The 13,033-nt window shown below is 43.4% G+C and carries 11 protein-coding genes and 1 pseudogene; 8 read left to right on the top strand and 4 right to left on the bottom strand.

The window, feature by feature from the left end:
- Window positions 1-184: 184 nt before the first annotated feature.
- From ACUN27_RS26520 to ACUN27_RS26510, 3 genes are read left to right on the top strand one after another with little or no spacing between them, the layout of a single operon-like run.
- On the top strand, window positions 185-1,267 hold the full coding sequence (locus ACUN27_RS26520) for an endospore germination permease (protein ID WP_315954753.1): 1,083 nt from the start codon (window positions 185-187) through the stop codon (window positions 1,265-1,267).
- Between the two features lie 20 nt (window positions 1,268-1,287).
- Window positions 1,288-2,766 carry a spore germination protein gene (locus ACUN27_RS26515; protein WP_445559800.1) on the top strand — a complete coding sequence of 493 codons (1,479 nt, stop codon included), beginning with the start codon at window positions 1,288-1,290 and terminating at the stop codon, window positions 2,764-2,766.
- Window positions 2,763-3,884 (top strand): Ger(x)C family spore germination protein, encoded by a 1,122-nt coding sequence (locus tag ACUN27_RS26510; protein WP_315954751.1) that lies wholly within the window; start codon window positions 2,763-2,765, stop codon window positions 3,882-3,884. Before ACUN27_RS26515 ends, ACUN27_RS26510 begins: the two co-directional genes overlap by 4 nt.
- 48 nt (window positions 3,885-3,932) lie before the next feature.
- On the opposite strand, the gene ACUN27_RS26505 is transcribed toward ACUN27_RS26510, so the two are convergent.
- A complete protein-coding gene (locus ACUN27_RS26505; protein ID WP_445559799.1) occupies window positions 3,933-4,121 on the bottom strand; it encodes a hypothetical protein in 189 nt (62 codons plus the stop codon).
- A 633-nt stretch (window positions 4,122-4,754) separates the two neighbouring features.
- Window positions 4,755-5,864 carry a DUF5667 domain-containing protein gene (locus ACUN27_RS26500; protein ID WP_326063405.1) on the bottom strand — a complete coding sequence of 370 codons (1,110 nt, stop codon included), beginning with the start codon at window positions 5,862-5,864 and terminating at the stop codon, window positions 4,755-4,757.
- Window positions 5,865-6,046: 182 nt separating this feature from the next.
- Here ACUN27_RS26500 and ACUN27_RS26495 point away from each other — a divergent pair, with 182 nt between their 5' ends.
- Window positions 6,047-6,886 (top strand): copper amine oxidase N-terminal domain-containing protein, encoded by an 840-nt coding sequence (locus tag ACUN27_RS26495; RefSeq protein WP_315954748.1) that lies wholly within the window; start codon window positions 6,047-6,049, stop codon window positions 6,884-6,886.
- 369 nt (window positions 6,887-7,255) lie between these two features.
- Window positions 7,256-7,399: pseudogene (locus tag ACUN27_RS26490) on the top strand (DinB family protein); the annotation flags it as partial.
- A 47-nt stretch (window positions 7,400-7,446) separates the two neighbouring features.
- Here ACUN27_RS26490 and ACUN27_RS26485 read toward each other — a convergent pair.
- Window positions 7,447-7,701, bottom strand: a complete 255-nt coding sequence (locus tag ACUN27_RS26485) for a hypothetical protein (protein ID WP_326063406.1) — start codon at window positions 7,699-7,701, stop codon at window positions 7,447-7,449.
- A gap of 790 nt (window positions 7,702-8,491) precedes the next feature.
- Between ACUN27_RS26485 and ACUN27_RS26480 the strand changes: the two genes are divergently transcribed.
- Window positions 8,492-9,631 carry a zinc-dependent alcohol dehydrogenase gene (locus ACUN27_RS26480; RefSeq protein ID WP_315954747.1) on the top strand — a complete coding sequence of 380 codons (1,140 nt, stop codon included), beginning with the start codon at window positions 8,492-8,494 and terminating at the stop codon, window positions 9,629-9,631.
- Between the two features lie 362 nt (window positions 9,632-9,993).
- On the opposite strand, the gene ACUN27_RS26475 is transcribed toward ACUN27_RS26480, so the two are convergent.
- Window positions 9,994-10,890 (bottom strand): tyrosine-type recombinase/integrase, encoded by an 897-nt coding sequence (locus ACUN27_RS26475; RefSeq protein ID WP_379174449.1) that lies wholly within the window; start codon window positions 10,888-10,890, stop codon window positions 9,994-9,996.
- A gap of 164 nt (window positions 10,891-11,054) precedes the next feature.
- Here ACUN27_RS26475 and ACUN27_RS26470 point away from each other — a divergent pair, with 164 nt between their 5' ends.
- Together ACUN27_RS26470 and ACUN27_RS26465 are read left to right on the top strand one after the other, a co-directional pair.
- Window positions 11,055-11,258 (top strand): cold-shock protein, encoded by a 204-nt coding sequence (locus tag ACUN27_RS26470; RefSeq protein ID WP_119792120.1) that lies wholly within the window; start codon window positions 11,055-11,057, stop codon window positions 11,256-11,258.
- 654 nt (window positions 11,259-11,912) lie between these two features.
- The gene (locus ACUN27_RS26465; RefSeq protein WP_326063462.1) at window positions 11,913-12,905 is read left to right on the top strand and encodes a fatty acid desaturase; all 993 of its coding nucleotides are present in this window, start codon (window positions 11,913-11,915) and stop codon (window positions 12,903-12,905) included.
- Window positions 12,906-13,033 lie beyond the last annotated feature (128 nt).

Genomic DNA, 13,033 nt, shown 5'->3' with positions numbered 1-13,033 from the left:
TCATTCAAGTAACGAGGTTAGTTGAATTTGTACTTTACTACTCCATTAGTGTCCCAAGGTAACCTTTGGGGTACCATCCATTGCATTCCTTGTTATTGATTACATAGTGATACGGGATATTTTTCCTGAAATAGGTAAACCATATATAAACCAAAATCTTTTCATCTCAAAGGGGGATTCATACATGATTCAAAAGAATTTGCCCTTTGCGCTCGTCATGATGACTTTAATGATGTCTGTCGGTCTAATGAATCACGTTCAAATGGTCCCTTTATTATTGGAAACGGTACAAAGGGACGCTTGGATCAGCATCGTAATATTGACTGTACCCATCTGCTTATTCATGATTCCGGTTTACTACATCTGTAAAAAAACGAGCGGAGGTAACATTCAAGACTGGATCAAGATCAACTATGGCTTCATACCGTCCCTTCTTTTTCGGAGTTCATGGATCGTATATTTTATTTTTTTCGTCTTCGTAGCGGTTAAAGATACGGTCATGTGGACGCATGTCTCCTATTTACCACATACCCCCGTGCTTGTTATCGCCTTATTCTTATGTGGTTTATCCTCGATTGTCAGCATTTTTGGTATACGCATGATTATGATTGCATGTGGCATTTTTTTGCCGACCGTATCTTTGCTCGGTTTCTACATTTCCTTTGCGAACATTCCGAATAAGGATTACTCCAGTATCTTTCCCGTCCTTGAAAACGGTTGGAGTCCTATTCTGAAAGGGCTGATTTATGTAGGAGGCGGATTGTCTGAGTTGGTCATCATCATATTTCTAAATCAGCAAGCTTCAAAAAAATCATTTTTTTATTATTTTTTACTTGCTCTGATGTTAGCCTGCCTGGCTTTTGGCCCGACTCTAGGCTCGATCAGTGAGTTTGGTCCTCTGGAGGCTGCCAAACAACGATATCCTTCTTTTGAAGAATGGCGGCTTCTACGTATTGGACATTTTATCGAACATATGGATTATTTGTCCATTTATCAGTGGGTCACCGGAGCATCCGTTCGAATTTCACTTGGCATTTGTCTAATCCTCGATCTTGCGAATTTGTATAAGCGGCGTACTCGAGCATTAGCCGCTTCATTGATTGGTGCAGGATTCATATTGGCTAACCTACTACATATCAGCGATTATGAATTTTTGTTATTTTTACGGCATTGGTATTTTCCAGCGGTACTACTATTCCATTTGCTGATCGTCGTGATCCTGCTCGGGCTTATCGCTCTATGGAGGCAAAAGAACGTAACAACATAGTCTAAAAAGGTGGTACAACTATGCTGCAGTCAGACAAGATCACCATCGGTTCTTTAGAAGAGCACTCCATCAGGCAGCTGTTCAAAAACAGCCAAGATGTTCAAATCGATAACGTATTAATGAATTTTCGTCATTCAACGCATAGCGTGATTTTAATCTACTGCATCGGCATAGCCGATTCCAAGCAAATCAATAATTATGTCCTGCTTCATTTGGAGGCCATGATAGAGCTTCATCCGGACGAACAATCTCTCGAGTGCTTCGGTCCTTTACGATTGAAAAAGCTGAATAGGAATGACAACGTTGATACGCTGACAGCTGATGTTTTTACTGGAACCTTAATTATATATTTAGAAAAATCACAAACCTTTTATTCTCTGGAAATCGCCGATGCCCCGAAACGCAATCCTGAGGAATCCGCATCAGAGGTCTCAGTAAAAGGGCCGCGTGACGGTTTTACCGAAGACTTGACAACCAACGTCGCCTTGGTTCGACGCAGAATTAAATCAGCCACATTGTGTGTTGAATATTTCACTGTCGGCAGAAGAAGTCAAACCAAGGTGGCATTATTGTATGTAAATGATATTGCAAATTCCGATTTGATCCAAGAAGCCAAAGAACGTCTCTGTAAAATTGACGTGGATGTGCTGCATAATAGCAGCCAATTGGAGGTCATGCTTGCTGATAGTTCGATTTCTTTATTTCCGTTAATCGATTATATCGGGCGTCCGGATTATGTGACTGAAAGCTTAATGGTCGGTCGGTTTGTTTTTTTAGCTGATGGCTCCCCTAACGCCATAATTGCTCCAGTCACGTTTACCGAGATTCTCAAAACACCGGAGGATCTCTATTTACCTTTTCAATTTGTTACCCTTGAAAGACTCCTTAGAATACTTGGATTTATTATAGGTACACTATTGCCGGGCTTCTGGGTCGCATTATCCGCCTTCAATATCGACCAGATCCCTTTCTCCCTGCTGGCTTCAGCAAAAATAAACAGGGCTGGTCTTCCTATGCCATCCACACTCGAAGCGTTTCTAGTGGTTACTATTTTTGAAGTGTTCCGGGAAGCAGGCATTCGTTTGCCCAAATCGGTCGGTCAGACGGTTGCCGTTGTCGGCGGACTGATCATTGGTGACATGTCTGTAAAAGCCGGTATTACCTCGCCAATCATGATCGTGGTCGTATCGATATCTACCGTGGCATCGTTTATGCTGATCAACCAAAATTTAAATGGGACTGCAACCATTTTTAGATTTTATGTTCTTCTCATGTCCTGCTTTTTTGGCATATTTGGGTTTATCCTTTCCGTTATCTGCATTGTTTTTTATATGTCCGGTTTGGAATCCTTCGGCATCCCTTACTTGACTCCAATGTCTCCACCGCTTTGGAAGGACTTGATACCTGCTTTAGTGCGAAAACCACTATCTCTAATGAAAAAGAGACCAGGTTTTCTGCAACCAAAAGATGCCAAACGACAAGGAGATGAAGCTTCTTGAACTTCGGACGTGTCGTTGTATTGATTCTAAGCTGCAGCCTGTTCCTAACCGGTTGTTGGGATCGAAGAGAGCTTCAAGATACCGTGTTCGTAGCTGCAATTGGCGTTGATTATAAAGATGGACAATATCTCGTATCTTCCCAAATTATTAATTTCGGTAACGTTGCCAAGCGTGGGACGGGAAAAAATGCTGGAGAGAGCACATGGATAGGTACAGCATCCGGTAGTAACCCGTTTGTTGCTTTTCAAAATTTAAATCAAATGACATCCCAGCAGCAGTTATATTTAGGCCAGGCTTCAGCTCTGGTCTTAACCAGCCGCGCGATTGAGCAAGATGTAGAGGACATCCTGGAAGCGTTATATCGTTATCGGGAGCTTCGTTATACTGTCTGGTTATTTGGGACCGAAGAGCCCATCACGCCATTGTTTGGTTCAGATGCTCTACTTGGGCTCTCGCCTGAGCTGACCGTCATCCACAATCCTAAACCAGCTGCCGCCAAAGTAGCACGAACTCGGCCAGTTTCCGTGAGACAATTCCTTAAGGCCTACAGAGAGCCCGGGGAAACGGCGTTTATTCCCTCTCTATCGTTAAATAACAAGTGGGAGACAAAAGAAAAACCGATGCCCGTAGCCTATATCGATGGACTCTATGCTTTTTATCAAAAAAAGTATAAAAAGAAATTTCTGCTTTCCGATGTCGAAGGAATTCGTTGGATGAACAAACCTTCAGATGAGGTCCTGCTGCAGGTAAATGGACCGCAATTTCAAGCGGCGTGTATGGTGAGAAGTAGTCATCGGAGCGTAAAGTGGACTTATGCGAAAGGACAGCTTCAATATATTCTGGACTTAAAAATAAAAGCCAGTATGGAAATGGGGAATGGTCAATTCTCCAAAGAAGAGCTGAGGGCGGCTGCAGACAAAATGATACGCAATGAGATCATGGAAACTTTTCAACTGGGTAAAAAATCCAACACTGATTTGCTGAATTTAGGGAAGGAAATGTATAAATATGATCTTCGACAATGGCGTGAAATTTACCGTTCACCAGAAGTCAAACCTGCATTGAAGGTGAATATCCATTTGTTCCTAGAGCATTCGGGAACTTATAAAGCGGGATAATATGGTAAATCGCACGTGGTGCCTGTATTGCCTGTTGTGTCCCCAAACTCAGCCCGTTCCACCCTCTGGCAGTCTCTTTTTCAATCTGGCAGCCGCCGCAGAGTCAAAATTTTTGAAAACACCTAGAACGGCGCATACCCATGCCATGCTGTACGAATTCGTGGTGGTGATATTTTTGCCGAACAGCGCCGTAAGCAAAATGTACGAAAGGATCGTCCCAATAAACCGGGATTTCATGAACAAAGCGGAAGACTACACGGCTGGTCATAATATCGGACCCAAGGACCGAAATAAATCTGGTTACGGCATCCCCATTCCCGACGGAAGGCAGGGAGGAGTATATTCCAACTGATTAAATTAACGGGCATTATAGCTTGGTGGTAGACGCGTTACTCGTATTAATAAGATTATAGGAAACCGATCGATACCCACAGTGAGAAGTGGTATGTAGGTGCGTTTATTTTAGAACCTATTATTAAAAAACTTCATTTTTACAACGCTAAAGATTGACATCACACATATGATTTCATTATTCATTCTTTAATTTTTCTAATCTCCTTCTGGATAAGTACTATGAATAATTTCGAAAAAATCAAATCGGATGAAAATGTTAAACGGGAGCATAACTTTAATTTTTTGCGGAGAAAAGAAAAAGTACGATAAAAGACAAGTTCTATCCAAAGAACCACTCCATTGGAAGGAGTGGTTTTGTCTTTATATGCTGATATATCGTTCGCTGTTGCATCTATCCCTGAGCAGTAGCGATCATGGACTCTACTAAGTTTTTCAGTAAAAGTAAGAACAGCGTATAACTTCGAAAAAGTTAAACACTGTTTTTTGCATGTGATTCGTTTAAAGCGAGCAGTGGTATTATTCTTGGTTATTACCCTTATTTTTATCGTGCCTTTTGCCGTTCTCTTTCTCGCTGCTGCCATGTTGGCTATTGTTTCTTTTTTCTTTTGCTTGATCGGATTTATCCAGATCCTGCCTATCTTTACTCTTTTGTGTATGATCTGCTTTTTCCTCAACCGAGTCTTTTTGTTTTACTTGGACTGAGACAGACTCTTTAATAACTTGTGATACTACTGGTGATTGAACTGGTGTTGGAACCGATGATGGAGTTTCTGATGGAACTGTTGTTTGAAGTGGTGATGGAACAACTGAAGGAGCCGGTTGCTGCTCTGCCTTAGCTGTAACGTCATCATTCTTCTTCACCTGTTGCGTTTTCTTTTCGATTTTGGACAGTTTTTTATCCAAGTGGGCAAACGACTTTTCTATATTTTTCATTAGAGATGATTGGGCTTTGGGATTTCCTGCTTTTTCCAGTGCTGAGGCCAAAGCTAGAATGTTGTGCTGCAAATCGGTTTTTACCTTCAGTACCTGCTCAGAATTTTTTACTTCCTTTTCAGAAACGTTCACATCTTCGGTTTCCGTTTGCTCAGATTCCATTATCTGCTCACTGGCCGGATTAGCTGCGATTTGTGTTGTTGAAGTCGCTGCTTCAGCATTCACCGATGGTGTCGCAGTTGCAGCGGGTGCAGACGTTTCAACTGCCGAAAATCCGGAAGCCCGTTCGGTTTTTTGAATCGCATTCTGCTGAATTTCCAACGACTTCTGTAGAGTTAGACTCGCCTCGTCCGTTTTCCCTTTAGCCAATAAGGCGTTCGCTTCTGCCAGTCGTTCTTTGGCAAATGCGGCAAGCAGTCTTGCCTCCTTAACGTCATTGACAGTTAGGGCTAATCGAATATTTTCGTACATGGTTTTTATAAAGTAGAAGAAGTCTCCAGGCAATAGCCCTGTAGTAGTCTTAGTCGTACTCTGGGTGACGCTAACGGAAGCCGGAGTAGAAGACGGTGTTGGTGTTGACATCTCCGAAGCAAATACACTGCTTGCACTTACGCAAAAAACGAGTATGCTGAGCATAGCGCTTTTCGCTAGAAAATTGTACTTTTTAGGTTCTTTTGTGAATGTTACTTTCATGAATATTACCACCTTTTGGAAGTTGTCTATTGTCCCTCGGCCGATACTAAGGTATACGAGATCACCATTTATTTTCAGGGGGCAGGTCAATTTTAGAGCATAGAATCGGTACATACCCTCACAAAATCCGTGTGGGATGCCGAATATACTTAGTGTTAACAAAAGAGGAGGAATATAAAGAGATGAAAAAAAGATGGATGGTTATCGCGTCATGTGTATTGGCAACGAGTCTTATGGCAGGATCCGCATTAGCAAAATCGGAAACAAGCAATTCTAATGAGGGCAAGTCTGAAGCTGTAAAGGTTAACATTGATCTTAAGGTGAAAACTGATGTCAAAGAGACGGTTACATCCGATACTTACGGCGATCAAGGCCATAATGGATATAAAGGGCTGCTCAACGCGATCGACAATGTGAAGGACAAGCCTGCAGGGGCTGTTTTAGCAGAGCTTCTTTTAACCAAATATGAGACCCAGCTTACGGCTGAGCAGAAAGCCGAGCTTGAGGCAATCAAAGAGAAAGAGGCAGCTTTGTCGGTGGTTGCCGATCTGTTGGATAAGAACGGAAGCGTAACTGACGCCGTATACGTTCAAAAGGAAGCTATTTTAGCAAACGTTACGAATCTTGACTCTTACAAAAAACTAGGCAAATTGTACGACAAGCTAGGGAAAAAAGGCGTGAAATTATACGTTAACGGTGAAGAGCCTACTTTTGAAGTAGCTCCGTTTATCCGCGAAGGCAACACACTAGTTCCTTTTCGTGCGATTTCCGAGGCTTTAAAAGCAACAGTTACTTGGAACGAAGAAGACCGTTCAGTTACTGTTACACGTGATGGTATTACTGTAAAACTCTTTATTGATAGTAAGACAGCTACTGTCAACGGTAAGGAGGTAACGCTTGAGGTTCCAGCAGCGATTGAACAAGGCAGCACGGTTGTGCCTGTGCGTTTTGTGAGCGAAGCCTTGAAAGCAGCTGTGAAATGGGAAGCTGAAACCAAATCTGTCGTTATTTACGAAGAATAGTCCGATCTCATTCTAGAGCCATCCATATTGGATGGTTCTTTTTAGTTGAATCATTTACTCGCATTTATATGTTTTGGGTTCAGGCGATTCCTTACTATAGGGTATTTGATGTATAGGGAGATCAATTATATTGAACGTGAAAAATGAATCCGGCTTAGCCTTCAATCAGTTCGAGGCTGCAAAGCGTGGAAGCGGTCGCCAAGGACGTAGACAAAAGCTTAGAAATGCTTAGAAAGATCCATGCTGATATGGTCCAAAGGCAAGATGAAGAGAAAGTAAATACGAAGGAACAAAACAGTCATTAAACTCCCTCGGTATGATTTGATTTCCTCACGCAAGCTCGTCTATTCGCAGGATTGGCCATGTAGCCAGATTGATAGAAAAGACGTAGGGTACATTCGATCATTAGGCGACATGCTTATGAGAATTGCATACCATGAAGCAGTCCATTCAGGTAAACATTTAGATTATTTAAGATTAGCCGGATTAAAGCGGCCAAAGGTTTGGGATTGAAGTTTAAGAAAGAAAGAAAGAAAGAAAGATTGAGCTAACGATGAACTCTAGCTTGATAACAATATGAAGAGGCAGCCGGTCCAGGTGGATTGGTTGCCTCTTCTAAACTGCTCCTCAAAGTCTTGCCATACTTTCCCCCATGCACTTTTGGGGTCATTCGCTTTTGTTACGGACTCCTTAGCTTGAATGTAACTTACTGCTCCATTCATAAATGTCACTACGATATCATCTACATCCTGAGGTGCTTCAACTCTAACCTCTGTGACTTTATAAGAAGAAGGGAATGCTCTTGAGTCTAACATCCGCCCAAGGTAGAGTGCAGCAATGGCATTTTGATAAGAGATTCCGACCTACCAGAATTCTTCTTACTAAGAAGTTTATCTATTAAATATGATCGCGTATCTTAAATAGTAATTCAAATAAGAAAGGTGCTAACTTAGTGAATTTTCTTCACTAGTTAGCACCTTTTTATTTGCCGAATATGAGTTCCTAGTCTATACATTTTGTGCATAAATAATGTATAGCTCTAGATGCGTTTTTTCGCAATAATTATGAAAACACCGCTTTTTAAACAATGATTCCACTCTTTCTTCTCAGTAAATATGAAATTAGCCCTTGATAAATCAACCTTTGTGGCATTATTTTTCTTAATAATTATGACGCCACACATTTTTTTTGTATAGAAGAAATAGTTGACGATGTCTTAGAGGAGATTTTCAAAAGAAACTTGGGCTTGAATCAATCTCAGCTGTGAGTTTTGTTGGAACGTTCCATCTCCGGAAAAACATGCTTGTGCAGCAGGCTGTGTAACTTTTCCAGAGTGTGCCATAGGCATATTGTTTATCACGACTGGACAACTTTTATGCTGAATGAACGGCAATCGGCACCCGGGGTAGCCCATAGGGGATTGGAACTACCTTCAAAATTTACTTCACGTGAATCGTTCCGTCTTCCGTCTTCCGTCTCCTTTCTTGTTCTTAGGCGCTCCGCGGCTGTCGAAAATACCGTACATCGAATGTATGGTCCTCGCTCTCCAATTCCATAATAGAATTATGCATGCAAATTCAAGGCATGTCATAACAGGAGGCGATTATGAAGGCTGTAACATTCCATGGCATGAAGAACATGCAAGTGACGCAGGTCGCGGATCCGACGATTCAGAAAAAAGACGGGATTATCGTCAGGATCACCTCGACCGCCATATGCGGTTCCGATCTCCATATATACCAGGGGGCGATTCAAGCCCAAACCGGATACGTGGTCGGACATGAACCGATGGGCATTGTCGAAGAAGTGGGCCCTGAGGTGACAAAGGTCAAAAAAGGGGACCGAGTCGTGCTCCCGTTCAATATCTCGTGTGGCAGCTGTCATTACTGCCAGCATGAAATGGAGAGCCAGTGCGACAACTCCAACCCCAATCCCCAAGTGGATACGGGAGCTTACTTTGGGTTTACCGAACGTTACGGGAATTATTGGGGCGGACAAGCCGAAATGCTTTACGTGCCATACGGCAATTTCATGCCGTTTGTTATTCCGGAGTCATGCGAATTGGAGGATGAGAAGCTCCTGTTCTTGTCCGACGTGCTGCCGACGGCCTATTGGAGCGTGGATAACGGAGGTGTGAAGCAGGGAGATACGGTGGTGGTGCTCGGCTGCGGCCCCGTTGGCTTGATGGCGCAAAAATTCGCCTGGATGAAAGGCGCAAAACGGGTCATCGCGATCGACAATCTCCCGTACCGGCTGAACCATGCCAAAAAAATGAATAACGTCGAAATCTTCAACTTTGAAGATTTCAATGACATGGGGCTGCATATAAAAGAAATAACAAGCGGGGGTGCGGATGTCGTCATCGATTGCGTCGGAATGGACGGCAAGAAGACGCTGTTGGAGGAAGAAGAGCAGAAAGCCAAGCTGGTTGGCGGAACGCTCAGCCCGATCAACATCGCGATGAATGCGGTGCGGAAATTCGGCACGATTCAGATTACGGGCGTATACGGTTCAAAATACAACCAATTCATGTTCGGAAACATTTGGGAACGAAACGTGAAGCTGACCATGGGACAGGCACCCGTGATTCATTACATGCCGATGCTGTATCAAAAAATTATGGCTGGCGAGTTCGATCCGACGGAGATCATTACGCATAAAGTGCCGCTCGATCAGGCTCATAACGCCTACAACACCTTTTACAACCATGCGGACGAATGCATTAAATTCGTCCTGAAGCCATAAATGATGTCATGATAAGAGGGCTGTGCCATGGGGTATTGTACCCTGAGGGACAGCCCCATGTGTTTAACCGATTTTTCGTCAATATTGGAGGGACCCAGTTTCGTTATAGGCATAAAACCGCCAGGTTTGCAGCAAGCTCCCGGAAGACCCAATCCGCGCCTTCGGAGCCGATTCTTTATAATCTCTTCGCCGCTGCTGGATGATTTCAAGATCATGCTGGATAAATGTGAAATAGGTTCCCAATTCTCTTCGCCGAGATCAGGCTGTATTTGCAAAAATTGCATCCGTTCCTCCGAAGTTATCAGCTCCCTTACTCTCGCCTACATCGTTCTCATCCCCTTATTGCCAAGCTATTTCATACTTCATTCAGATTGCAAATCTGCACGAGTCGCCTTGAAGTAAATCATCGTAGTATCTAGACTATCGTGTCCCATAATTTGTGCCAATCGGTGCAACGGCGTATTTTCTGCCATCACGTACCCGAACCGGTGCCGTAGATCATGGGCGCTGAATCCTTCGAGCCGGGCTACTTTCCTATATTTTTGAATCAAATGGCGTAAAGCACGTTCTGTTAATCGATCGCCAGTTTTCTCCGATGGAAACAGATAAGGACTGTCCGGAGGGAGTTCTGCCAGATATTTTTCTAATGCAGCTCTGCAAGTAGCATTCAAAGGCACTTCCCGCTGTTTATTACGTTTTCCAGATCGGACCGTGAGCTGGCCGCTGCATGTTCCGATTTGAATATCTCCGGGAGCTAGGTCGCACACTTCCATTGTTCGTAATCCGGTGTGAAACATCACGATAAGAAGCGTCTGATCCCGAAGGGAACCAGCGTGCTCAGCCGCAGCGATCAATGCAGCTTCTTCTTTGTCTGTCATCTGCCTAGGGCTCACCTTTTCTTCGGGAACCAATTTAACCGGCTTGGAAGGGTCGCGACGAAGCCTTGATTCCGACACGGCCCAACCGAAAAACCGTTTCAGTGTTATAAGTCGCCGGTTAATGGTCGCCGGTTTCAATTCCATTACTTTTTGAGCGGCTTCCCGGTATCGTGTTAATGTTGGAGTAGCCACTTCTTCAATTCGAAATATTACTTCTTCCTCTTGGTGGTCGGATGTCTCGAACCAACCGATGAAATGTTTCAGATCGCTTGCGTATTCCTTTAACGTTTTGGGATTCAAATCTTCGTGGGTGGTGAGAGCGTGAATGAAGTCGTGAATCGTCTGCTCCCCCTGTTTAGAAATCCCGGTCGTTTCACTCATTAGCGAGACCTCCAAATATTGACTTACATTAGCGGACATGGTACTCTTATCTTAACCAAAACAATAGCGGACATCAAGTATGTGTTCTGAGAACATATAATGACCGCTAATCTAAATTAGCGGCATTGAAATAGTCATGGGTAATCAATTTTTGGAGGAATTCTATGCAAACAGGTACAGTTAAATGGTTTAATGCTGAAAAGGGTTTTGGCTTTATTGAAATCGAAGACGGAAACGACGTTTTCGTTCATTTCAGCGCGATTGATGGTGATGGTTACAAATCGTTGGATGAAGGTCAACGAGTCCAGTTCAATGTTGCCCAAGGCAATCGCGGACCACAGGCTGAGAACGTTTCTAAAGTATATTAAGATCTTTCAAGCTGTCCTAAACGTGGGACAGCTTTTTGTTTATTCTTGCTTGCATCCATGCACGAGGGCTGTCATTTTCAAAATTTATAATCATAGAAGTGAGGTATCGCAAATGAACAAAGAACAATTTTTTCAAAACCGGTAAAGAGGTGCAAATTCCGGCAGGTAAAGTCACGGCAGGAATTACTCTGAAAGATGCTTTAAATTAAGCTTAAAGTCATCAAATGCTAATATAAAATAAAGATGTTACTACATCAGAAAAGCGGTTTTCTATCAACATAAGTACACATGATTTGAACGCTAGTGTCGTATTTTCTACTATTGATGACATTATTGACTATTATTCCAAACAGGGTTTGCAGACAAAAGCAGCCAATCTGACCAATTTACAGAATGACAAAAGTAAGGAAAGGGATGATATATCATAGTTGGAGAAATGTTTCTTTACAACCGACCTGTAAGGACAATTAAGAAGAGTTCGTGGTTGATAATGATTTCCTGTGTTTTTTCTTCGGTTTTCTTCACTGTTTGGGGAGGATGCCTTTTGTTTGGTTGCCTCCTTTACATGGCCTTTTCGAATCCAAAGGTCAGAAACCTTTTGGTAAGTTCCGGAAATTCATTGCTGCGAATGGTTTCCAAGAAAAAGGGATTACTATGAAATCACTTCAAGAATACACCCGCTGGAAGAAGGACATGGCTCTTCACGGTAAATCGGATTTGAGGAAGAGCGTCTGGCAGTTGGTCAATAGCATTGTTCCTTTCCTCTTGCTGTGGGGTCTTGCTTATGAAACTCTGTCTATCTCAATATGGATCACACTGGCGCTTGCAATTCCAGCAGCCGGATTCATGATCCGAATCTTCATTATTTTCCATGATTGCTGCCATCTGTCGTTCTTCGCTGCGAGGAAGGCGAATACGATCATCGGCACGATAACGGGAATCCTTACTTTCTTCCCGTATGAGCAATGGAAAAATGAGCACTCCATTCATCATGCGACTAGCGGCAATTTGGGTCGTAGAGGCACAGGCGACATTTGGACGCTGACTACGAAGGAATACGCGGCACTCTCCCCATGGAAGCGCCTAGGATATCGCTTATACCGCAACCCATTTGTCATGTTCGGGCTCGGACCGGTATTTATATTCTTATTTGTATACCGGTTTAACCGGAAGAGTGCCAGACGCAAAGAGCGCTTGAACACTTACCTAACGAACGCAGCGTTAGCAAGCTTGATGGGACTGCTCTGTTGGTTGCTGGGCTGGAAGGAGGTCCTACTGGTGGAGGGGACGATTCTCTACTTGTCTGGCGTTGCAGGCATATGGCTCTTCTACGTGCAGCATCAATTTGAGGATACCTATTATGAGCGTACAGATGAGTGGGATTTCGTCAGCGCGGCTATGAACGGCAGCTCCTATTATAAGCTGCCCAAAATCCTGCAATGGATGACGGGGAATATCGGCTTCCACCATATTCATCATCTGGATCCTCAGGTGTCGAACTATAACTTGCAGCAAATACACGAGAGCAACGCCGCCATGCAAGACGTTCCTGCCATCGGAATTCGTTTGAGCCTGCAGGCGCTTCGATACCGACTGTGGGACGAGAGCAGCAAACGGTTTGTGGGGTTCCGGGGTCTAAAAGGATAAAAATAAGGCAGATCGTAGTTTCTTACGATCTGCCTTATTTTATTGCTTACGATGGATTCATGGTGACACGCTGGTCGTTGTCCGTCATAGACACGAACTTGCGGGGTTCCTTTAAAAATATTTTAATA

The organism is Paenibacillus sp. WC2504, from assembly GCF_052682475.1.
The sequence above is the reverse complement of the archived record's forward strand: the minus strand, read 5'-3'. Positions and strand labels throughout refer to the sequence as shown.